The organism is uncultured Bacteroides sp. (assembly GCF_910585845.1).
In the GTDB taxonomy this organism is placed as follows: Bacteria; Bacteroidota; Bacteroidia; order Bacteroidales; family Bacteroidaceae; genus Bacteroides.
This window is the reverse complement of sequence record NZ_CAJUHF010000024.1, coordinates 26,935-49,523: the sequence shown is the minus strand read 5'-3', so window position 1 is coordinate 49,523 and position 22,589 is coordinate 26,935. Positions and strand designations below refer to the sequence as shown.

Here is a 22,589-nt window from a genome sequence, read left to right as displayed (position 1 = left end):
GATGATATATGCTAATCGTTGGTAATCACCACTTATTTGCCGATGCAAAAATTCTCAAATATACTCTGCAACACCATATCATTAGTTATTTCTCCTGCGATATCACTTAGGTGAAAGATGCATTCTCTGATGTCCTGAGATACGAGATCGCCAGAAAGATTGTCTGTCAAACCTTGTTGTACGCGTTTTATGGCCTCCAGGGCATGAGTAAGGGCTTCGTAATGGCGGATATTTGTTACAATTATGTCATTGGGTGTTACTGATGGCAGGTTGGCGGCGGCTATTAGCATTTGTTGTAATTCGTTGATATGAATCCGTTGTTTGGCGGAAAGTGAAATGGATTGTACATTGTCCGGTAGATGAGTAGGGGAGAGGGTCGAAAGATTAATGTCAAGTACTAAATCTGCTTTGTTGAATACTAAGATCAGATGTTTCCCTTGGCAACGCGGGAGGATCTGATCGGATAGTTGGCTGATTTGTGAGGCTGCATCTGTTGCGTCTATCATCCAGAGTACAATCTCTGCCTGTTCTAATTTGAGGAATGTACGTTCTATTCCTAATATTTCAATGGCATCATCTGTCTTTCGGATGCCTGCTGTGTCTATAAAGCGGAAGGTGATGCCACCTATGTTTATGGTATCTTCGATGACATCTCGTGTGGTACCGTGGATATCACTTACTATGGCTTTTTCTTCGTTCAATAGAGCGTTGAGCAAAGTTGATTTTCCTGCGTTGGTTTCTCCGATAATTGCTACGGGAACGCCATTCTTTATCGCGTTTCCTACATTAAATGAATTTACTAAGCGGGAGATGACTGCCTCGATGTTGTTTGCCAGTTGACAAAGCTCTGTCCGGTCGGCAAATTCCAACTCTTCATGGTCGCTGAAGTCTAATTCCAACTCGATGAGAGAGGTGAAGTGAAGTAACTGGTTACGCAGGTTGGCTAATTCTTTGCTGAATCCCCCGCGCATTTGGTTCATGGCAAGGCGATGTGTAGCTGCAGATGATGAGGCTATGAGGTCTGCTACAGCTTCTGCCTGACTTAGATCCATCTTGCCATTCAGGAAAGCACGCTGGGTATACTCGCCCGGTTGGGCTATGCGGCAACCGTGCTTGATGAGTAGTTGCATCACTTGTTGCAGGATGTAGCTGGAACCGTGACAGGTGATTTCTGTACAATTTTCTCCTGTGTAGGAATGGGGGGCACGGAAGAGGCTGACAAGCACTTCATCTATGATCTCTTTCTCATTGCGTATGTGTCCGAAGGTCAGTGTATAGGGTTTGCTATCGGTTAGCGTTTTACTGGTTTTTGCGGGGATGAAGATGCGGCTGGTTATGTTGATAGCATCCGGTCCGGAGATACGTATGATACCGATTGCTCCCCCTTGAGCTGTTGCGATTGCACAGATTGTATCCTGATTCATTTTAAAGTCTATTATTTTACGTTGCAAATTTAGATAAAATTGCTGGTACTTTGTGCTGAAAGGTATATTTTACTTTATGATTGATTTGGATTTTCTTCGAAAAGCTTTTTATTCGGCCTATTGGGTGATTCTTTTTCGTATAAAAGAATTTTAAAAAAATGCAGAACTAAACTAAAACAGGCTTTTGGAAGAAAGAGGGAGGAACGGAAGATAATGTGGTAGGAGGAGATTGGCATGTGTTTCTTTAAAAGAATATCTTTGCGAAGGTTATGTTAAACAGTACTCCAAAAGTTGAAGGATCGATTTTCGAAGTACTGTTCACTTTTATTTGATGGATTATAAGATACACAGCTGTGTGTTGGGAGAAGTATCTGATGATAGGGGAAGAGAGATGTCAGATTCTATCCAACACTGTTTTGATTAACGTATCGATGGTATTCTTATAACCTGTGTTGGCTTCTTTAATCAGTCGGTTGGCAATGACCATGCATACTGTGGTTGCTTTGTGCCCCATCAGTCGACTTAGACCTGCCAGTGCAGAACTTTCCATTTCGAAGTTGGTGATTCGATACCCGTTGTATTCGAAGTTTTCGATTTTCTCATTCTGCTTTGGGTCTGCCAAGGGGATGCGCAGCTCGCGTCCTTGGGGACCAAAGAAGCCGTTGGCGGCAATGGTTACGCCACGTACCATGTCATCGCAGGCAATACGTTCGATAAGTTCGGCATTGCTGTCGATTACGTAAGGAGCGGGGGCACACATGCTTCCGGTCCATTCCATGTGATTCAGGAAGGCATGTTGGAAGTCCAGGTCGCACACTTCGTCACGTCCTGCATAGAAGTTTAACAGTCCGTCGAAACCGATGGATTTCTGCGAACAAATAAAGGTGCCTACTGGGGTATTGGGTTGCAGTCCGCCACAGGTGCCGATGCGTACCAATTCTAGTTGGCGAAGTTGAGATTTCTCTTCGCGTGTGTTGAAGTCGATGTTGGCAAGGGCGTCTAATTCGTTCATTACGATATCTATGTTGTCGCAACCGATACCGGTGGATACTACAGTGATTCGCTTGCCGTTATAGACACCTGTTACGGTTTTAAATTCACGGCTTTCCACTTCGCACTCTTTGTGTTGGAAGTGTGAAGCAACCAGTGCTACCCGTCCCGGATCACCCACCAGGATTACTTTGTCTGCCAGCCATTCTGGTTTTACATGCAGGTGGAATACGGATCCATCGTCGTTGATGATGAGTTCGGAGGATGCAAAATACTTTTTCATATTCTGGAATTTTAAGGGTTGAGTAATGGTTCGAATGTCTTAGCCCGCTCTTTTGTGATGCGGTGCTGAAACATCTATAAAATAAAAACGTCGGAATGTGAGTACTGTTCACCGGTTCCGACGTTTTTAGAAGAAATATCTAAGATCTGTTTCTGAGTTCGTTTGCCATTTGCTGAAAAGTTTTCTATCTGCTTTTTTCTTAAACTTCTTTTCAGATGGTTCTCTTCTTCTTATATGTCATCTGCCTCCTTTCGCTCTCTCATATAGCTTCTTTGGGCTTGTCATATAGCTTGTTCTTGTTTCTCATATAACATACTCTTCATAAGACAGAAGAACAACTCCGAAAAGAACTCTCACGATGATGCAAAACAAAATTCAGACAGGCTCTTACCGGTTATTTGCTTAGCGAAGGATTGGAAGCGTTTCCTACAGGCTTTGCTATGTTTTCGCGCATGGAGGTATCGGCTTCGATGTTCTTCATCCGATAATAATCCATGATGCCTAAGTTGCCGTTGCGGAATGCTTCTGCCATGGCTTTGGGCACTTCTGCTTCCGCTTCGATCACTTTGGCACGGGCCTCCTGGGCTTTGGCTTTCATTTCCTGTTCGCTGGCTACGGCCATTGCGCGACGCTCTTCCGCTTTGGCTTGGGCGATGTTCTTGTCAGCGTTGGCTTGGTCTATTTGTAGTGCGGCACCAATGTTCTTACCTATGTCGATGTCGGCGATATCAATGGATAGGATTTCAAATGCCGTGCCGGCGTCCAGTCCCTTGCGGAGTACCAGTTTGGAGATTGAATCCGGATTTTCCAGTACCGACTTATGGTTTTCGGACGAACCGATAGAAGATACGATGCCTTCTCCTACACGTGCCAGAATGGTGTCTTCGCCGGCACCTCCCACTAATTGGCGGATGTTGGCGCGTACTGTGACACGAGCCTTGGCTATCAGCTGAATGCCATCTTTGGCTACGGCTGTCACGGGCGGGGTGTCAATCACTTTGGGGTTTACAGACATTTGAACTGCTTCGAATACATCGCGTCCGGCAAGGTCGATGGCAGTAGCCATTTGAAAGGAAAGCTCGATGTTGGCTTTTGAAGCGGACACTAAGGCGTGGACCACTCTTTCCACGTGTCCGCCGGCAAGGTAGTGAGCCTCCAGTTCGTCACGTGTGATGTTGCTCAATCCGGCTTTGTGTGCCTCAATCATGCCTGGTACAATGATGTAGGGAGGTACATTACGGATGCGCATCAGGAACAGCTGTATCAGCGAAATTCTTACCCCTGAAACTTTGGCGGAAAGCCATAGGAAGAAGGGGATGTAATGGAAAAACAGTACGATGAAAATGATGCCCCCTATTACAAGAAAGGCTGTCAGGTACATGGAATCAGGATTCATAATTATACGATATTATGTGTGAATATTAAATTTTCTTCTTTTCTACCATGATGATACCATCGGCAATGCGGCTCACCGTGATAGGGGTCTTTTCGTTCAGGAAACCGTCCACGGATTTTACTTCCACGATGTGTCCTTCTATATCGGCATTACCGATCAGGGCTAACCGTGTGATGGCCACGCCCGTATCACCGACCTTTATCTTGGCTTCTGCCGTCCGGTCCACTTTCGATGTGATATTCATTTTCAGCGCAACCTTATCCAGGGTTTTGGAACGCATGAACAGGTACAGCGACCCCATGCAAGTTATTGCCGATATGCCCAGTGTGATAAACCCGTCTGTGCTGCCCAGATAGGCAAAGGCATAATAGTTGGCAAAGATGATGCAACCGCCTGCCAGCAATCCGGCGATACTGATACCCGGGATGATGAATAGCTCTACCAGAAACAATAGCGCTGCTGCGATGATGAGTACTGCAATAATAAATATGTCCATGATTATCGATTTTTTAGGTTCTTTATTTCCGTGTTCCGTGCTTCAATGGCGGCACGTTCCACTTCTTTTGACAATTGCTGCACCTGCTTTTCCAGGTCGAGTATGGCAGGAGCCAGTTTCTTTCTGTCCACATCTTTGGCGCGCGAGTACCACGAACGTTGTTCTTCCAGTTTGTTATGCTGCTGCCTGTAGCTCTTTTCCAGTTGGCGGTACTTGCCGAACAATTCTTTGGCCTGGGGCGATTTGAAGTCGTTCCATTGGTAGTATGTGATTTGGTCGTTGATGATAAATTCAAAATCATTGGTCCGTTCAGCCTGTGGCTTTTCGTTTGCAATGGCCTGCAGGCGGTGCTTGGCATCGGATACGACATTGGTGTCTGTCCACGACTCTTTCAGCGAGTGAATCTGCGCGAGCCGGACGGCTTTCTTGGGGTCCATACCTTCGTAGTTATATACCCGCTTGGATGAGTTGGGTACGAAGATGTAGATGCACACCTTCCCTTTCGGCTGATAGCGGTCGGAGGCGAACCATCCGAGATTGTTGAACTCGTCTATGACGAACATATAGTCGTTGTAAGGAGAGTTGAACGGCATACCCACGTTCTCGGGTGCCAGATAAGTGTTGGTATTTGTATTGTAGCGAGTGACGAAGATGTCATAGCCACCCATTGAGTTTTCGCCGTCGGCTGCGTAATAGATGGTCGCTCCGTCGGTCAGCACATACGGGTAGTTGGCATTGATGGAATCGTTGATGCTGCCGGGCAACAGGCTACCTTTTCCCCATTCGCCTTGCATCTTGTTGCATGACAGGATGCTGAGTTTGCCGTCGGGCTGACGTTCGCCATAGTAGATTTTGGTACCCAGCTCTGTCTCATAGACAGTGGCTTCCACCTCCTCTTTCTTCTTGAAAAAGTCATTGTACATGAATAGTTTGCCCGATTCGGGGCTGATTTTATATGCCTTCAGGAAATGTTCCTTGTCCACTACGATGCTGTCGATGATGCACACCTCTTCGATGCCTTTCAGCATGCGGAAGTTGGTCTTGCTCTTCTCCAGAAGTCTTTCCGCTTCCGCGGTCGGTCGTTTTCTTTTGCTCAACTCAGTGATGTACTCTTCATAGCACTTGATGGCATCTTCAAAGCGGTAGAGGTCGTTGTAGGTGCGTGCCAGGTATAACTGTCCGCTCGGAATACGCTTTTTTACCGCCATCTCCAGATGTTTTAAGGCGACATCCGGTTCCCCTGTCTCCAGGCAGCATACGCCGTACCACAGGTTGTAGTTCCCGTTTGCTGGTTGCGACTTGACAAACTTCTTGAAGACGGGTTTGGCCTTTTCGTATTGTTTTTTCTGATAGAATGCTTTGGCTTGTTCCAAGGTCTGTGCAGAAGCACTGACGAATAGAAGGCAAAAAGCAAAAAATGAAATATATCTTCTTCTCATACTATTTATCCAACTTACAGTTTCTGATGTTCAAAAATACAAATTAATCATGAATATTGCAGTTTTCTGCTATTCTATTATGTTAATTCTTCTTTAAATCATTCTTTTCTCTTACTTTTGCACCGCAAAAAGCGCAGAAAATCGGGGTGGGTAAGTGTCCCGCCGATTGAATGGCTCAAGTTGCGGATGCAGTTTCCAGCATTTGAAAGGGTGCCTGGTGTTGCATGAGTTTATGTCTGCCCTATGTCCGCGCCTTATCCGGTCCTTCATTTCTCCATAAAAGCTCTGTGTCCTATAGTATGGAGAAATTAAGGAGTTGGTATGGAGTTGGTATGGAGCAGGTATGGAGAAAGTGTAGGAAAGAACAGAAATGAATCATTATGGCAGAATTGGCAGAAGAAGAGAAAATCATTCGCCGCATCGAGAAGCGGTTTAGCAAAGGAGTGGTGGAATATGGCCTGATAGAAGATGGCGACAAGATCCTGGTCGGGCTTTCCGGCGGCAAGGACTCTTTGGCGCTAGTGGAACTGTTGGCAAAACGTGCCCGCATCTATAAGCCCCGTTTTTCGGTCGTAGTGGCGCATGTGGTCATGAAGAATATCCCTTACCAAAGCGATATGGCCTATTTGAAGGAATATGTGGAGGCGTGGGGATTGCCTTTCGTCCTATACGAGACGGAGTTCGACGCCAGTACGGATACACGCAAATCGCCCTGCTTCCTCTGTTCGTGGAACCGGCGTAAGGCACTCTTTACCATAGCCAAGGAGCATGGATGCAACAAGATCGCATTGGGACATCACATGGATGACATTCTGGAGACCCTGCTGATGAACATCACCTTTCAGGGCACATTCAGTTCCATGCCTCCGTGCCTGGTGATGAAGAAGTTTGACATGACGATCATCCGTCCCATGTGTCTGGTGCATGAATCCGATCTGGCGGCACTGGCACTGCTCAGGGGGTATCGCAAGCTGGTGAAGAACTGTCCGTACGAGGAGCAGTCCCATCGTAGTGATATGAAAGAGGTGTTACGTCAGTTGGAAGCGATGAATCCGGAAGCCCGTTACAGCCTTTGGGGAAGCATGACTAATGTGCAGGAAGAGTTGCTTCCTAACAAGAAAGATAAATCAGATGAATAATTACTTAATAAACTTACTGCCCATATGAAAGGACTTTATACTATCTTGCTCTTGATTTCCTCTAATATCTTTATGACTTTTGCTTGGTATGGTCACCTGAAACTACAGGAAATGAAAGTGAGCACAAACTGGCCCCTTTATGCCATCATCTTATTCTCGTGGAGCATAGCCCTTGCGGAATATTGTTGCATGGTTCCGGCCAACCGCATCGGATTCGCCGGCAATGGCGGTCCTTTCTCGCTGATTCAGTTGAAGATTATCCAAGAAGTGATTACTCTGGTTGTCTTTACTGTATTCACTACAGTCCTCTTCAAGGGCGAAAGCCTCGGCTGGAACCATCTTGCCGCATTCGTTTGTCTGGTACTGGCGGTCTACTTTGTCTTCTGCAAATAGGCGTATGCTCGTTTGCCCGTCGCTGTCCGTCCGTTATCAGTCGCTTATCCATTTTTCCATTCCCTTGGTAGAGTAGACGCCGGGATTTCCTTTTTCATCCGTATAGATGAAGCAGGCGTCGATGTCCGGATGGGCGTTGACAAAGCGTTCCGCCTCTTCCAGGCCCATGACCATGAACGCGGTGGCGTACGCATCGGCCGTCATGCAGTCCTTGGCTATCACGGTGGCGGACAGAATGTTGTGCTGCACGGGGTAGCCCGTTCGAGGGTCTATCGTATGTGCATACTTCTTTCCGTTCTTGTGATAGAAGTTACGGTAGTTTCCCGAGGTGGCAATACCTACATCGGTGATGTTCAGCACCATTTGCAGCTCTTGGTTGATGGACAGTGAATCGTCCACCGGCTTATTGATGCCGATTCTCCACGGTCGTTTCTGAGGATTCGTGCCACGTGCCACGATTTCACCGCCTATGTCTATCATGAAACTCCCGACCCCTTTCTTGGCAAGCAGGTTGGCAATGACGTCTACTGCATATCCCTTGGCAATGGCACTGCACGAAAGCATTATGCGCTCATCCTGTTTCACCACTTTGTTGTCTACCGAAAGGGTGACTTTGGTGTATCCGGTTATCTCCAACAGGCTGTCTACCTGCAACGAATCCGGAAACATACCCTTCTTGAAGCCGAATCCCCATGCATTTACCAACGGGGCTACTGTGATATCGAATGCACCGTTTGTCTCTTTGGAGATCTCCATGCTGCGTTTGAAGACATTGGTGAAGAGGGTATCGGGCACAATGTCCTCGTTGCGGTTGATTCGCGTAATGGTAGCCGTATCGTTGAAGGGAGACAGTGAACCGTCAAAGCGTCTCAACTCGTCCTTGATTTCGCCGCTCAGGTCGCCATCATACTGATAAGTGATTCTATACATTGTGCCGAATATCAGTCCGTCCGTAGAGTGGTAAGGTACGATCCGGTTGTGGCGTGCCAGTATCCAGATGGTGCCCAATAGAAGCAGGGCAATCCATAAAAAATTTTGTTGTGCCTTCTTTTCCATAAAGCGTGATTAACCGAAAAATAGATGTTCCACTAATATTTTTACTCCGATAAGAATCAGGATGATGCCTCCCCATAACTCTGCACGCAGTTTCTGTGCGATGCCGCAACCGAAACGGATGCCGAACATCAGTCCTATCATAGACATTGCGAAGGAGACAAAGCCGATGATAGATACGGGCGCCAATATCTCCGAGAAATGCTGTATGCCCAAGAAGGCAAACGATACGCCGATAGCCAATGCGTCGATGCTGGTTGCCACGGCCAGTGCCAACACCACTTTCAGGTTTTTCGGGTCAAATTCTTCTTTGCATTCTTCATCTTTGAATGATTCCTTGACCATGCGTCCGCCTAAGAAAGCAAGGATGGCAAAAGCGATCCAATGATCCAGTTCTGCTATCAGATGGCTGAACGTGCTGGCACCTCTCCATCCCAAAAGTGGCATGACAGCCTGAAACAATCCAAAGAAAAAGGCCATGATAAACATGGGACGCCACTGCGTATGTTTCAATAAAATGCCGCTGGCTATGGAAATGGCAAAGCAATCCATTGCAAGGCCTAAGGCAAGCAGCCAAATTTCTAATCCGGTCATAATTTAGAAAGGTAGTTTATAAGTGATTGTATAGGTTATGCCCATTGCTTTTGAATCATATTTCCCAAATCCCGGCACGTACCATGGGTTTCCATATTCGCCGTTGGATGAACTGAGGCGAAACTTGAAACGTACTCCCCAGCCCATGTAGAGCCGTTTCCAGATGTGTGCACGGATGCCTGCATAGAGCTCGCACCATTGCATCGTGCCTTTCAGCTTATGGTCAAAAGGAACGTTGCCGCCCCAGATGTCGTCCGGTTGGTTGGGATTTCCGGTTTCTCCGCCATAGATGGGGTCGCTGACGGAAAGCGCTTCGATGTCATACTTGAAGCTGCTTATGGCATAGCGTAGGCCTACAAACAGGTAGTTATCGAATTTCTTTTTGTAGAAAGCATTATAATTCATGCCGATGCGGAAATAGGGCGCATTGCTTTTGTAGTGCGTGCCATAGTCATTCCAGGTATCAGTACCACCGTAACCCAGTTCCACTACTGGAAAATAGCGGTTCTTCAGATTGACATCGACAGCCACTTCCGAACTGAGGAAGTCTTCTCCGAGCACCTTGCTTCCGATGCCCCATAGATCTACGCTGACGTTTATCCCGTTGTAGAGCGGAAAACTTACTTCATCCGTACTTTTTTGCTCCTTTGGGGCTGGCTGGGAGGCAGGAGACTGGTTGCGGTTCTGCGCTTGCACCGGAAGCCCCGTCAGCAGGCAAGCCGCCACCAGGCTAATTGCGATAAAAGAGCTTGAGATTTTCCGTTTCATTGATACTAACTTCTTGAGTTTGAATATGTATGGAGTCAAGAATGTGACGGCTGTATTCTTTGCCCGTGATGCTTTGCTTCATCTGATAGCCGCAGTCCATCGAAAGAAAATAGGGGGTGTTCTTCTGATAGATGATAATGGTATCTTTCTTTATCTCAGGCCTTTTACTGTAGTGGAATACCAGTACCGTGGAGTCGGCTGTATAGCGCAACGGTAATGACAGCTTGTGCACATCTTTCTCGTTGTTCAGAATGATGGAGTCCGTGCCTATGGCTGTGATGGTCAGCGAATCGAGGGTATCGTTCAATACTCTGTTGATTTCGCTGTCTATCGTGTAGAGGTAGCATGTCATCATCGGGCGTGCGTTCATTGAGCAATCCTCCTCTTCCGAACACGAAGTGATGATGCCGGCAATGGGGTATGCGATCAGGCAAAGCAACATCAGTTTTACTAATTTTTTCATGACCTTATATTGTTTTTTCTATTTGATACTTGTTTCGTTCGGGAGCATTGCGTGAGATGAGTTCACCCAAAAAGCCCGCAAGGAACAGTTGGGTTCCGATAATCATGGAGGTCAGCGACAGGTAGAAGTAAGGAGAATCCGTCACTAAGCGGTAAGGCATTCCGTTGTGCATGTAATACATCTTTGTAACGCCCACAATGATCACCGAGATAAAGCCGATAACGAACATCAGCGACCCCAACAGACCGAAAAAGTGCATCGGTTTTACTCCGAAAGTAGACAGGAACCACAAGGAAATCAAATCCAGATATCCGTTGAAGAACCGGTTTATCCCCCCGAACTTCGTCTTGCCGAATTTGCGTGCCTGATGTTGCACTACTTTTTCTCCAATCTTATTGAATCCTGCATTCTTGGCGAGATAGGGGATGTAACGATGCATTTCCCCATATACTTCAATGGTCTTCACCACCTCTTTCCGGTAGGCTTTCAGTCCGCAGTTGAAGTCGTGCAGGTTGTGGATGTGTGATACTCTTCGTGCGGTGGCATTGAACAACTTGGTCGGAATGGTTTTCGACAGTGGGTCGTAGCGTTTCATTTTCCAGCCGGACACTAGGTCGTATCCCTCTTCGGTTATCATGCGGTAGAGTTCAGGAATCTCGTCGGGACTATCCTGCAGGTCGGCATCCATTGTGATGACCACGTCTCCCTGCGCTTTTTCAAAACCACAGAATAAAGCGGGCGACTTACCATAGTTACGGCGGAATTTAATGCCATGCACTACATCCGATTTTTGGCTTAGTTCTTCAATAATCTGCCAGGAACGGTCGGTACTACCGTCATTCACGAAAATCACTTCGTATGAAAAACCGTTTACCTTCATGACCCGCTCAATCCGTGCGTACAGTTCGGGAAGAGATTCTTCTTCATTATACAAAGGAACGACAACTGAAATATCCATATATCTTGTTTACAATTTAATAGTTAGCGGTTGAAAATACTTTTAATTCTCCTTCTGGCGTCCTACTCCGCGGAAGCGGGAGTGCTTGGCGGACGCTTCATGACGAACAGGGCAATAAGAATCGCTACGAGAGAGCCGTAGAATGCATTCATCGACATGAGTTGCATGCAGATTTCGATAGACGACAAAGAGCGCAGTTCATTGATGTATTCCTTGTACATCGTCAGGGTGGAGTTATTGGGAAGGATGTTTTGTCTTATACCTTCATTCAATACATTCTCTATTGTGTTGCACACGAAACCTTGGTCTATATACTCAAAATAGACGTAGTGTGCCACTGCCGCCAGCAATGCGGCAAACATGTACATGAATATGGTAAATATCCATCCGTGGAAGAAGCTGATGGAGCCGCCGCATGCATGGTTGCGATACATGCGTACATAATAATATGCCATGAACGGAACACATATCGTCAGTCCCCAAAACAGGAAAAGCAAGAACGGTACGGTCAATCCCAAAGGGAACAGAATGAATTTCAAAATCCAGAATCCTCCCATGTAGGTGCCGAACAGCATGGCATATTGTTGTAAGTTACCTCTATTTTCTGTCATCTCTCATTAAAAATATGGGCGCAAAGGTATAAATAATATTGTTTGTAGCAGTTGTATTCTTGTTAAAGTTGAAAAAAGTTTGGGTAAACTATTGCAGGTTTAATAAAAATGCCTACCTTTGCACCCGCAAACAAGAAATACGGGTAAGTCCTATACGGCCAGCTCCCTTCGAATCCTCCAGGGCTTGATCGCAGCAAAGGTAGTTGGTTGTAGCGGCGCGATATAGTAAGCTTGCCCACCCCGCCTCTTTAGCTCAGTTGGCCAGAGCACGTGATTTGTAATCTCGGGGTCGTTGGTTCGAATCCGACAAGAGGCTCAAGAAGTAAGAGAGACGTATTCCAGAAGAGAATACGTCTCTCTTTTTTTTCTTTTTCCGGAGAAAATAATCGCTTTTTGCTGTAGAATTTATTACTTTTGTCAGCAAAATCATAGAAAGACGGATAATATGTCACATTTGGCTACTTTAATAAACGATTTGGCGCTGATACTGATTTGTGCGGGTGTCATGACGCTATTGTTCAAGAAACTGAAACAACCGTTAGTATTAGGATATGTGGTGGCAGGTTTTCTCGCCAGTCCGCATATGCCATATACTCCCTCGGTTATGGACACGGCAAACATACAGACTTGGGCAGACATCGGAGTGATTTTCCTTCTGTTCGCTTTGGGACTGGAGTTTAGCTTCAAAAAAATAGTCAAAGTGGGTGGGGCTGCCATCATTGCTGCCTGCACAATCATATTCTGCATGATTCTTTTGGGTATTGCTGTCGGAACTGGTTTTGGGTGGCAGCGTATGGATAGTATCTTTTTGGGAGGAATGATTGCCATGTCTTCCACTACTATTATATATAAGGCTTTTGACGACTTGGGCATGCGCAAGAAACAGTTTACCGGAATTGTGCTCAGTGTACTGATACTTGAAGATATTCTTGCTATCGTTCTGATGGTAATGCTTTCCACTATGGCGGTGAGACACAATTTTGAGGGAACGGAAATGTTGGAAAGCATTGGGAAACTGCTCTTCTTCCTGATTCTGTGGTTCGTTGTGGGTATCTATCTGATACCGGAACTGCTGAAGCGTTGTCGTAAGCTGATGAGTGAGGAAACCTTGCTGATTGTCTCGCTCGGCCTCTGTTTCGGTATGGTGGTCATGGCGGCACATACGGGCTTTTCTGCCGCATTCGGGGCTTTCATAATGGGCTCTATCCTTGCAGAGACAGTGGAGGCGGAAAGTATTGAACGGCTGGTGAAACCGGTGAAGGATCTTTTTGGTGCCGTATTTTTTGTATCTGTGGGTATGATGGTCAATCCTGCTATGATTGTGGAGTATGCGCTTCCTATTATTGTGATTACTTTGGCAGTCATCTTGGGGCAGTCCCTGTTCGGAACGTTGGGTGTGCTGCTCTCCGGGCAACCGTTGAAGACGGCGATGCAGTGTGGATTCAGTTTGACGCAGATTGGGGAATTTGCTTTCATCATAGCTTCACTGGGAGTTTCGCTTCATGTGACGAGCGATTTCTTGTATCCTATTGTTGTGGCAGTTTCGGTCATCACCACTTTCCTGACGCCTTATATGATTCGCTTGGCGGAACCGGCATCTAACTTTGTCGATAGCCATCTGCCGGAGCGTTGGATGAATTTCCTGGACCGCTATGCTTCCGGTTCCCGGACCATGAATCATGAGAGTTTGTGGAAGAAGCTTATGTTTGCTTTGACGCGGATTACGATTGTCTATTCCATTGTCAGCATAGCAGTCGTAGCCCTCTCTTTTCGCTTTTTGGTTCCTTTGTTCCAAGCGCATCTGCCCGGAATCTGGGGACGGCTGTTGTCTGCTGTGGTTGTCATTCTGTTTATAGCTCCTTTCTTGCGGGCTATCATGATTAAGAAAAACCATTCGATAGAGTTTGTCACGTTGTGGAATGACAATCGTGCAAACAGGGCGCCATTGGTTGCAACGATTGTCATACGTATCTTGATAGCGGTTTCGTTTGTGATGTTTGTGATAGCGGGTCTGTTTGAGATTTCTGTAGGCTTGCTGCTGGGGGTGGCGGTTCTATTGGTTACGATGATGATTCTTTCTCGTCAGTTAAAGAAACAATCCATTATGATAGAGCGAAAGTTTTTCCAGAATTTGCGCTCTCGAGATATGCGTGCCGAGTATTTGGGTGAGAAGAAGCCTGAGTATGCAGGACGTTTGTTGTCTCGCGATTTGCATCTGACTGACTTTATAATACCCGGTGAGTCCGAGTGGGCAGGAAAAACGCTTGCCGAACTTAACTTCGGGAAACAATATGGTGTGCATGTCGTCTCTATCCTTCGTGGGCGGAAGCGGATTAATATTCCCGGTGCTTCCATGCGTCTTTTCCCAGAAGACAAGATACAGGTCATAGCGACAGATGAGGAGTTGAATCTCTTTGGGGAGGCGATGGATAAGGCTGCTGCACTAGAGGCGGATGTCATAGAGAAGAGTGAGATGATTTTACGGCAGTTTTGTATCACAGCCGATTCTCCGTTCTTGGGTAAGACGCTGCGTGAGTCGGGTATTCGTGAACGGTATCGTTGCCTGATTGCGGGAGTGGAAAGAGAAGGTGAAGCTTTGCATGCGCCCGATCCGCACGAACCGTTTATGGAGGGTGATGTTGTTTGGGTAGTAGGAGAAAATGTCGATGTGTATGAACTTGTCGGTCAAAAGAATGAAAATATTGATATGGAATGAGCTTGGAAAGAGTTATCTTTGCTCCGTAAATAAATAATAAACTAATAGTATCATGAGAAGTGACCCGAAAGAATGTCTGTATTGTCAGAACAATGAGACATTGCACAATCTGATGATTGAATTTGCAGAATTGAGTGTATCTCGCGTATTTTTATTTAAGGAACAGACTTATAGAGGACGTTGCCTCGTAGCATACAAGGACCACGTGAACGATTTGAATGAGTTGAGTGATGAAGACCGTAATGCCTTTATGGAAGACGTTACCCGTGTTACCCGTGCCATGCAGCAGGCGTTTAATCCCGAAAAGATTAATTATGGTGCTTATTCCGATAAACTGTCTCATCTTCATTTCCATCTTGCCCCGAAGTATGTAGACGGTCCTGATTATGGAGGTACGTTCCAGATGAATCCGGGAAAGGTATATCTGACGGATGCTGAATATCAGGAGTTGATTGAGGCGGTAAAGAAATATCTTTAAGCAATAGATGCTTCCTCAAAGAGAACGATGTTGTTTCTACTGCATTCTGCCTGTATATACTTTTAAAAGAAGATAGACAAACCGGACGAATTCCGGATAAGTCGTATACTACAGCCCATTCAGTACCGTATTGAATACGATTAAGTACCGTACTGAATGGGCTTCAGTACGGTAGTGAATGCAGGTTGTTGGGCTATTCTGATAATCAGTAATTTATAAGACTTCCCTAAGCATTGATAATTCAATATAGATTATCGGAGTTTGGGGCAATCCGAATGTCGGATGGGTTCTTTTTTTTTGAGCCTGCTTGGATTTTGTCCAACGTTCTTTTGAGCCTGTTTGGTGAGTAGGATGTAAACGGGTTCTTATAACTTATTTAATATCTTATCCATAACCCAGTTCGTCAATGTGGCACTGGTGCCGTCGCAAGTACAGATGGATTTTCCTAAGAGATGATCGACAACAGCCTGGATTAGCGGTTGTTGCACATGTTCCGGATTAGCGACGGGGATTTCTTCTCTTCCTTTTTCCGTATGCAGTGCAATGGGTTCATAGGTAAATACAGAAAAGCAGATCATTCCTTTGTCTCCGATGATCTCTATACGGTCTTCTCGTGCTGAATCATGTGCTACGAAGCACCACGAACCACTGCCTACCAGTCCGCTGTCGAATTGGAAGCAGGCACTTAAGGTGTCTTCTGCCGGATAAAGTCCGCCACGATTACTCTTATATCCGCTGGCTTCGAGAATGCAGCCGAACATGTCTTGCAACAGGTCTATCTGGTGTGGAGCCAAGTCGTAGAAGTAGCCGCCTCCTGCAATGTCGGGTTGTACGCGCCAAGGCAGGTTCTCTTTGTTGTAATCCAAGGCTCTGGGTGGTTGGGCAAAACGTATCTGTATATTGATGATATTACCAATCGTGCCACTCTCCGCCAATTCTTTCACTTTCAGGAAGTAAGGTAGGTAACGGCGATAATAGGCGACAAAGCATGGAACGCCGGTTTCGTTGGATATGCGATTGATACGGCAGCATTCTTCGTATGTCACTGCCATCGGTTTTTCTATGTAGACTGGTTTGCCGGCTTTCATTGCCATAATGGCATAAGTGGCGTGTGAAGAGGGGGGTGTGGCGATATAGATAGCATTTACTTCCTCGTCATCAATCAATTCCTGTGCATCGTCATACCATTTGGGGATGCCTCTCTCTTTGGCATATGCCTTGGCTTTGGCACCATCGCGGCTCATGACAGCAATCACTTCCGAACCTTCCACTTTTTGGAAGGCGGGGCCGCTTTTGTATTTGGTTACTTCGCCGCATCCGATAAATCCCCATTTTACTTTTTTTACACTCATACTCATATTATTTCTTTCTTTATTCTTCTTCGAAGTCAAATTCAAAGTCGAAGTCATCTGTAAATTCAGGAGTGGTGAACTCTTCCAAATTCCGGCGATCTTTCTTGGTAGGACGTCCGGTTCCTTTAGCGCGGTTCACAAAGCCACTGATGCGGCTCATCTCCAACAATTCATATTGGTCTGGAGTTGTTACGTTCTCCATCATTTCTGCCACCAACTTTGCGCTGACACGTTTCTCGATGGGTTGCAGGACTTTGAAAGAGTAGGTGATAGGAGGCTTCCGTACTTGTATCACATCTCCTGGTTTCACAGTACGGGCAGCCTTTGCCAATGCACCGTTGATATTTATTCGCCCCTTCTTGCATGCTTCGGCTGCGATAGTACGCGTCTTGAAAATGCGTACAGCCCACATCCATTTATCTATTCTTGCTTCACTCATATTGTTTTGGTTGTAAGTATGCTGTAGTTAATTAGTTGACTGCAAGTGTCCATTACCTTCCGGTTGCTCAAGAGAAACTATTTTTTATTAAATTGATTCATAGTGATATTGATTCCAGCCAAGCAAAAGCTTTTAACTATTTCTCCGGCTGTTTTCAGACGCTCGTCCATGGTTTTCCAGTCCTCTTCGGTGAAGTGTCCCAGCACATAGTCAATCTGACCACCTCGGGGAAATTCATTCCCAATACCGAAACGTAGCCGCGCATAGTTTTGGGTCCCTAAGGTAGCGGCAATGTGTTTAAGGCCGTTGTGACCGGCATCGCTGCCTCTTCCTTTCAGGCGTAAAGAGCCGAATGGTAGGGCAAGGTCATCTACTATAATCAACACATTTTCCAGTGGAATATTTTCTTTCTGCATCCAATAACGTACAGCGTTTCCACTGAGGTTCATAAATGTAGAAGGTTTCAATAACAGTAGTTGACGCCCTTTGACGGATAGAGTGGCGGTAAAGCCATAACGTTTGTCTGCAAAGGAAATACCAGCTTCTTTAGCCAGTGCATCTACTACCATGAAGCCTATATTATGGCGTGTCTCGTGATATTCGGGTCCGATATTTCCTAATCCAACAATCAAATATTTCATTTCTTTGAAGAATTATATTTCTTATAAAATGGTGTGTAACGAACATGTTGCTTCCGGAACTCCATTTACTTCTTGATGTCTATCAAAAAAGAATGCGGATTATCGCAGTCCGCGGATTGATTCATCTGCGTTGTCTGCGTTAATCCGCATTCCGGAATTTTATTATTCTCTTGAGAGAACGCCCGATTAGTTGCCGGCGTTAGCAGCAGCACCTCTTGCAGCACGAGTCAGCTTAACGGCGCATACAACAGCTTCTTTAGCATTCATCAATTCCAAGCCTTCATACTTCAGTTCGCCAACTTTGACAGTTTTACCCAGTCCTAAGTGAGCAACGTTTACGATCAATCTTTCAGGAATAACGTTGTATAAAGCTTTAACTTTCAGTTTACGCATTTGCAGTACCAACTTACCACCGGCTTTCACACCTTCTGCCAAACCTTCCATCTGTACGGGAACTTCCATTACAATGGGTTTAGCCTCATCAATCTGATAGAAGTCAACATGCAGGATTGTATCTTTTACGGGGTGGAATTGGATATCTTTCATGATGGCATTGACTTTTTTACCATCGATGATCAGGTCTACTACATAAATGTGCGGTGTGTAAACCAAGTTGCGCAGACCTTCAGCGGGCACAGTGAAGTGAACGTTTTCACCTGCTCCGTAGAGTACGCAGGGTACACCATTGTTTTTACGAATAGCTTTCAAAGCTCTTGCTTGTTCCGAAGAACGTTCTGCAATAGTTCTTGCAGTACCTTTTACTTCAATAGATCTCATTCTTTTAATTTTTTTTGTGTTACTCTAAATTAAGTTATTAGGTTGCTTAATTCACCATCACACGATATGGATTTACCATACGATGTTTCAAAAAGCGGTGCAAAAATACAGCTTCTTTTTGAATAATCAAAGAGTTGTCTATTCAAAATCGATGTCAATCTTGATTTCTTCATCCAACTTTATCTCTTTTTCGTCCGTTTGAGACGTCGAAGTAGAGACTGTCTTGCCATTGGCACCATTTTCGATCTCCTCGTCCGTGTCACTTTCGTTTTCTGGTGTTTCCCTTTCTTTAATAAAGTCAACCGCTTCCATCAGACCGTTGATGAACTTATCGAAATCCTCCTTATATAAGAATATCTTATGCTTTTCAAAACTTACCTGTGCATCTTCACCTTCACCGTTTACAATTTTTTTGCTTTCGGTGATGGCGAGAAACATTTCGTCTTTTCTGTTCTTCTTTACGTCCAGATAATAGATTCGTTTACCTGCCTTAATGGGTTTTGAGAATACAATCTCTTTATCATTCAGGTCTGCACTGTTTTTCTTTTTTAACTCTTCCATATTTTCTAATAGGTCTCTTTTTATTTTGGCTTCAAAATTGAAGATTTTTTTTAAATTGTCAAAAGAAAATGCCCGGATAATGAATATCTGCATTAAAAAATGTGATTTATTTGCGTAAACTCATTAAAAATATCTACTTTTGCATTCGTTAAAACTGTAACGATTAAATAGATTTATGATAAACAGAGTTCTTATTCGTCTTAAGATTATACAGATTGTATACGCTTATTATCAAAATGGCAGTAAAAATTTAGACTCAGCGGAGAAAGAGTTGTTCTTTAGTCTTTCCAAAGCCTACGACCTTTATAATTATCTGCTGATGTTGATGGTAGCTCTGACGACCTACGCACAAAAACGTATTGATGCTGCAAAAGCTAAGTTTGCTCCGACTGCCGAGGAGTTGTATCCCAACATGAAATTCGTAGAAAACAAGTTCATTTCTCAATTGGAGGTGAACAAGCAGTTGCTTGATTTCGCTGCCAATCAGAAGCGTTCTTGGGATAACGATGAGGATTTTATCAAGGGATTGTATGAGAAGATTATAGCTTCCGATATATATAAGGAATATATGGCTTCGGCTGATAGATCATACGAAGCCGACCGTGAATTATGGAGGAAACTCTACAAGACGTTTGTTTTCAATAATGAGAGATTGGATGCATTACTTGAGGATCAGAGTCTTTATTGGAATGACGATAAAGAGATTGTGGACACTTTTGTGCTGAAGACTATTAAGCGTTTCGAAGAAAAGAACGGTGCCAATCAGACTTTGTTGCCGGAGTTCAAGGATGAAGAAGACCAGGAGTTCGCACGCAGGTTGTTCCGTCGCACTATATTGAATTGTGATTATTATCGTCATCTGATTAGTGAAAATACGCGTAATTGGGATTTGGACCGTGTCGCCTTTATGGATGTGGTGGTCATGCAGTGTGCATTAGCCGAAATTTTAAGTTTCCCGAACATTCCGGTGAGTGTTTCGTTGAATGAGTATGTTGAGATAGCTAAGGTTTATAGTACGATAAAAAGCGGAAGCTTTGTCAATGGTACGTTGGACGGAATAGTTAATCAATTGAAAAAAGAGGGTAAGTTGACGAAAAACTGATACCTTTGTTGAGTATTAAAAATTAAAACTGAATAAATTATGAATTTAATGACTGTATTTTTTCTGCAGGCTCCCCCTGCGGCAGGAGCTAATGGAAGCATGATGTGGATTATGTTAATAGCCATGTTTGCCATCATGTATTTCTTTATGATTCGTCCACAGAACAAGAAGCAGAAAGAGATTGCAAACTTTCGTAAATCATTGCAGGTAAATCAGAAAGTGATTACTGCCGGTGGTATTCATGGTGTGGTTAAGGAGATTAACGACAATGATATCCTGCTTGAGATAGCTTCTGGTGTCAAGATCAGAATAGACAAGAATTCAATATTTGCGGCGGCTGCTGATGTGAATGGCAATCAGACTGCTAAATAAATATGAAAAGGTGAGCCTATGATTAATCGTAGGAACATACAACGTATATATTTGACTACAGTAAGAAAAGTTAAGGACTTTCTGCTCAGTGACAAGAGCAGGGAGTTCTTAATTTTTTTATTTTTTTTCTTTGTTGCGAGTGGGTTCTGGTTACTTCAAACGCTGAATAATGATTATGAGACTGAATTCTCAATTCCGGTACGTCTGAAAGGTGTGCCTGATGATGTAGTCATTACTTCCGAACCACCATCTGAATTGTATATTCGGGTAAAAGACAAGGGGACAGTATTGCTCAATTACATGTTAGGAAAGAGTTTCTTTCCTCTTACTCTTGATTTTTCCGATTATAAAGGGAAGGATAGTCATGTCCGTATTTACTCTTCACAATTTGAGAAGAGATTGCTTAGCCAGTTGAACATATCTACCAAATTGCTTTCCGTAAAGCCGGATACGTTGGAGTATATTTATTCTACGGGAGACTCTAAATTGGTGCCGGTCAAGTTGCAGGGAACGGTGAGTGCCGGTCGGCAATATTATATTTCCGATACGATCTGCAAACCTGATTCTGTACTTGCTTATGCTCCGAAAGGAGTGTTGGACACCATAACTGTTGCTTACACTCAACCTGTGAAGTTCGAAGACATCTCTGACACATTGAAACAACAGGTTGTCTTGCTTGGACAGAAGGGAGTCAAGTTTTCACCAGCTTCGGTAGAAATCGTTTTTCCGGTGGATATTTATACTGAGAAAACAGTGGAAGTGCCGTTGCTGGGTATCAATTTCCCGGCAGGTAAAGTGTTGCGTGCATTTCCTTCCAAGGTGAATGTTACTTTTCAGGTGGGATTAAGTCGTTTCAGACAGATATCGGCAAATGATTTTCATGTGCATGTTTCTTATGAAGAACTATTGAAGCTGGGGTCGGATAAGTACACAGTGAAATTGAAATCGTTACCGAAAGGAGTTAACCAGGTTCGTATTACTCCGGAGCAAGTTGATTTTCTTATCGAACAAGTATCTCCTGAATATGGCAATTAAAATAGGTATAACTGGGGGAATCGGCAGTGGAAAAAGTGTAGTTTCCCGCCTCTTGGAGGTGATGGGGATACCCGTTTACATCTCTGATACGGAATCGAAACGTCTGACTGTTTCAGATCCTTCGATTCGTAGGGAACTGATAGCTTTGCTGGGCGAAGAAGTTTATGTGGGAGGGGAGTTGAACAGACCTTTGCTCGCTTCTTATATTTTTGGCAATCCGGAACATATCCATACGGTGAATGGTATTATTCATCCGCGAGTGCGCGATGATTTCCGCAATTGGGTAGGAAGGCATTCTGCTTGTCCAATTGTGGCGATGGAGTCTGCCATACTGATTGAATCCGGTTTCTCTGATGAAGTGGATGTCGTGATGATGGTTTATGCCTCTGAGGAAGTGCGTATAGCACGTGCCATGCGGCGGGATGCTGCTTTGCGGGATTTGGTGGAACGTCGTATTCGTAGTCAGATGAGCGATGAAGAGAAGCGCGACAGGGCCAATTTTGTAATTGTAAACGATGGTGAAACTCCGTTAATTCCGCAGGTTTTAGGAGTAATGACTTCTCTATCTAAAAATATTGATTACCTTTGCCCATCGAAAAAATAAAAACATTACTAATAAAAAATAGAATATACTATGTTGAAGACTATTTTGTCTATCTCCGGTAAGCCGGGGTTGTATAAACTTGTTTCGCAAGGTAGAAATATGCTGATTGTTGAGTCTCTTATGGATAAAAGGCGTTTTCCTGCCTATGGCAATGAAAAAATAATCTCTCTGAGTGATATAGCCATGTATACAGATACGGAAGATGTGCCTTTGAAGAATGTCTTTCTTGCCATGAAGACAAAGGAGAATGGCGCGGCTGTGGCAATTGATTTAAAGAAAGCCACTGCTGACGAACTTCGTGCTTATTTGGCGGAAGTATTGCCTAACTTTGACCGTGATCGTGTTTACGTGACGGATATAAAGAAACTTATTTCTTGGTACAACTTGCTGGTATCCTGTGGAATGACAGATTTTGAAGATGCCGCAGAGACATCAGAAGAAGAAGCTTGATAAAAAAAGAAAAAAGGAGGATGAAGGAATGTTCACCCTCCTTTTTCTTTTTTAT

General features: G+C 44.6%; 25 protein-coding genes and 1 tRNA gene. 10 read left to right on the top strand and 16 right to left on the bottom strand.

The window, feature by feature from the left end:
- Window positions 1-32 precede the first annotated feature (32 nt).
- The 5 genes from mnmE to QZ323_RS08585 form a co-directional block, all read right to left on the bottom strand.
- Entirely contained in the window at window positions 33-1,424 is a 1,392-nt protein-coding gene (gene mnmE / locus QZ323_RS08605) for a tRNA uridine-5-carboxymethylaminomethyl(34) synthesis GTPase MnmE (RefSeq protein WP_294634194.1), read from the bottom strand.
- Window positions 1,425-1,818: 394 nt separating this feature from the next.
- Window positions 1,819-2,697, bottom strand: a complete 879-nt coding sequence (locus QZ323_RS08600; protein ID WP_294634193.1) for a nucleoside phosphorylase — start codon at window positions 2,695-2,697, stop codon at window positions 1,819-1,821.
- A gap of 394 nt (window positions 2,698-3,091) precedes the next feature.
- On the bottom strand, window positions 3,092-4,093 hold the full coding sequence (gene floA / locus QZ323_RS08595) for a flotillin-like protein FloA (protein WP_294634192.1): 1,002 nt from the start codon (window positions 4,091-4,093) through the stop codon (window positions 3,092-3,094).
- A gap of 25 nt (window positions 4,094-4,118) precedes the next feature.
- Window positions 4,119-4,589 (bottom strand): NfeD family protein, encoded by a 471-nt coding sequence (locus QZ323_RS08590; protein ID WP_294634191.1) that lies wholly within the window; start codon window positions 4,587-4,589, stop codon window positions 4,119-4,121.
- Between the two features lie 2 nt (window positions 4,590-4,591).
- Window positions 4,592-6,028 (bottom strand): tetratricopeptide repeat protein, encoded by a 1,437-nt coding sequence (locus QZ323_RS08585; protein ID WP_294634190.1) that lies wholly within the window; start codon window positions 6,026-6,028, stop codon window positions 4,592-4,594.
- 380 nt (window positions 6,029-6,408) lie between these two features.
- On the opposite strand from QZ323_RS08585, the gene QZ323_RS08580 reads away from it, so the two are divergent.
- Together QZ323_RS08580 and QZ323_RS08575 are read left to right on the top strand one after the other, a co-directional pair.
- Window positions 6,409-7,167, top strand: a complete 759-nt coding sequence (locus QZ323_RS08580) for an ATP-binding protein (RefSeq protein WP_294634189.1) — start codon at window positions 6,409-6,411, stop codon at window positions 7,165-7,167.
- A 24-nt stretch (window positions 7,168-7,191) separates the two neighbouring features.
- Complete coding sequence (locus QZ323_RS08575) at window positions 7,192-7,560, top strand: DMT family protein (RefSeq protein ID WP_294634188.1); 369 nt, start codon at window positions 7,192-7,194, stop codon at window positions 7,558-7,560.
- A 36-nt stretch (window positions 7,561-7,596) separates the two neighbouring features.
- On the opposite strand, the gene QZ323_RS08570 is transcribed toward QZ323_RS08575, so the two are convergent.
- The 6 genes from QZ323_RS08570 to QZ323_RS08545 form a co-directional block, all read right to left on the bottom strand.
- A complete protein-coding gene (locus tag QZ323_RS08570; protein WP_294634187.1) occupies window positions 7,597-8,616 on the bottom strand; it encodes an FAD:protein FMN transferase in 1,020 nt (339 codons plus the stop codon).
- A 9-nt stretch (window positions 8,617-8,625) separates the two neighbouring features.
- Complete coding sequence (locus QZ323_RS08565) at window positions 8,626-9,207, bottom strand: manganese efflux pump MntP family protein (protein ID WP_294634186.1); 582 nt, start codon at window positions 9,205-9,207, stop codon at window positions 8,626-8,628.
- 3 nt (window positions 9,208-9,210) lie between these two features.
- The gene (locus QZ323_RS08560; RefSeq protein WP_294634185.1) at window positions 9,211-9,975 is read right to left on the bottom strand and encodes a DUF6048 family protein; all 765 of its coding nucleotides are present in this window, start codon (window positions 9,973-9,975) and stop codon (window positions 9,211-9,213) included.
- Complete coding sequence (locus tag QZ323_RS08555) at window positions 9,938-10,438, bottom strand: DUF6452 family protein (RefSeq protein WP_294634184.1); 501 nt, start codon at window positions 10,436-10,438, stop codon at window positions 9,938-9,940. Before QZ323_RS08555 ends, QZ323_RS08560 begins: the two co-directional genes overlap by 38 nt.
- A 4-nt stretch (window positions 10,439-10,442) precedes the next feature.
- Window positions 10,443-11,396, bottom strand: a complete 954-nt coding sequence (locus tag QZ323_RS08550; RefSeq protein WP_294634183.1) for a glycosyltransferase family 2 protein — start codon at window positions 11,394-11,396, stop codon at window positions 10,443-10,445.
- 62 nt (window positions 11,397-11,458) lie between these two features.
- Window positions 11,459-12,007 carry a DUF4199 domain-containing protein gene (locus QZ323_RS08545; protein WP_294634182.1) on the bottom strand — a complete coding sequence of 183 codons (549 nt, stop codon included), beginning with the start codon at window positions 12,005-12,007 and terminating at the stop codon, window positions 11,459-11,461.
- A gap of 242 nt (window positions 12,008-12,249) precedes the next feature.
- Here QZ323_RS08545 and QZ323_RS08540 point away from each other — a divergent pair.
- From QZ323_RS08540 to QZ323_RS08530, 3 genes are all read left to right on the top strand, one after another.
- Window positions 12,250-12,323 (top strand) — tRNA-Thr (locus tag QZ323_RS08540).
- 129 nt (window positions 12,324-12,452) lie between these two features.
- Entirely contained in the window at window positions 12,453-14,723 is a 2,271-nt protein-coding gene (locus QZ323_RS08535) for a cation:proton antiporter (RefSeq protein ID WP_294634181.1), read from the top strand.
- 52 nt (window positions 14,724-14,775) lie between these two features.
- Entirely contained in the window at window positions 14,776-15,201 is a 426-nt protein-coding gene (locus QZ323_RS08530; RefSeq protein ID WP_294634180.1) for an HIT family protein, read from the top strand.
- Window positions 15,202-15,566: 365 nt separating this feature from the next.
- On the opposite strand, the gene QZ323_RS08525 is transcribed toward QZ323_RS08530, so the two are convergent.
- From QZ323_RS08525 to QZ323_RS08505, 5 genes are all read right to left on the bottom strand, one after another.
- Window positions 15,567-16,553 (bottom strand): Gfo/Idh/MocA family oxidoreductase, encoded by a 987-nt coding sequence (locus QZ323_RS08525; protein WP_294634179.1) that lies wholly within the window; start codon window positions 16,551-16,553, stop codon window positions 15,567-15,569.
- 19 nt (window positions 16,554-16,572) lie between these two features.
- The gene (locus QZ323_RS08520; protein ID WP_294634178.1) at window positions 16,573-16,992 is read right to left on the bottom strand and encodes an RNA-binding S4 domain-containing protein; all 420 of its coding nucleotides are present in this window, start codon (window positions 16,990-16,992) and stop codon (window positions 16,573-16,575) included.
- Window positions 16,993-17,069: 77 nt separating this feature from the next.
- Complete coding sequence (pth, locus tag QZ323_RS08515) at window positions 17,070-17,633, bottom strand: aminoacyl-tRNA hydrolase (RefSeq protein ID WP_294634177.1); 564 nt, start codon at window positions 17,631-17,633, stop codon at window positions 17,070-17,072.
- A gap of 186 nt (window positions 17,634-17,819) precedes the next feature.
- A complete protein-coding gene (locus tag QZ323_RS08510; RefSeq protein ID WP_294634176.1) occupies window positions 17,820-18,410 on the bottom strand; it encodes a 50S ribosomal protein L25/general stress protein Ctc in 591 nt (196 codons plus the stop codon).
- A gap of 138 nt (window positions 18,411-18,548) precedes the next feature.
- A complete protein-coding gene (locus QZ323_RS08505) occupies window positions 18,549-18,971 on the bottom strand; it encodes a DUF3276 family protein (RefSeq protein WP_294634175.1) in 423 nt (140 codons plus the stop codon).
- 175 nt (window positions 18,972-19,146) lie between these two features.
- Here QZ323_RS08505 and nusB point away from each other — a divergent pair, with 175 nt between their 5' ends.
- From nusB to QZ323_RS08480, 5 genes are read left to right on the top strand one after another with little or no spacing between them, the layout of a single operon-like run.
- A complete protein-coding gene (gene nusB, locus QZ323_RS08500; protein WP_294634174.1) occupies window positions 19,147-20,073 on the top strand; it encodes a transcription antitermination factor NusB in 927 nt (308 codons plus the stop codon).
- A 39-nt stretch (window positions 20,074-20,112) separates the two neighbouring features.
- Window positions 20,113-20,445 carry a preprotein translocase subunit YajC gene (gene yajC / locus QZ323_RS08495; RefSeq protein WP_294634173.1) on the top strand — a complete coding sequence of 111 codons (333 nt, stop codon included), beginning with the start codon at window positions 20,113-20,115 and terminating at the stop codon, window positions 20,443-20,445.
- 18 nt (window positions 20,446-20,463) lie between these two features.
- The gene (locus tag QZ323_RS08490) at window positions 20,464-21,480 is read left to right on the top strand and encodes a CdaR family protein (protein WP_294634172.1); all 1,017 of its coding nucleotides are present in this window, start codon (window positions 20,464-20,466) and stop codon (window positions 21,478-21,480) included.
- Window positions 21,470-22,084: a dephospho-CoA kinase gene (gene coaE, locus QZ323_RS08485; RefSeq protein WP_294634171.1), complete on the top strand. Its 615-nt coding sequence runs from the start codon at window positions 21,470-21,472 to the stop codon at window positions 22,082-22,084. Before QZ323_RS08490 ends, coaE begins: the two co-directional genes overlap by 11 nt.
- Window positions 22,085-22,114: 30 nt before the next feature.
- Entirely contained in the window at window positions 22,115-22,534 is a 420-nt protein-coding gene (locus QZ323_RS08480; protein ID WP_294634170.1) for a DUF5606 domain-containing protein, read from the top strand.
- Window positions 22,535-22,589: the final 55 nt, after the last annotated feature.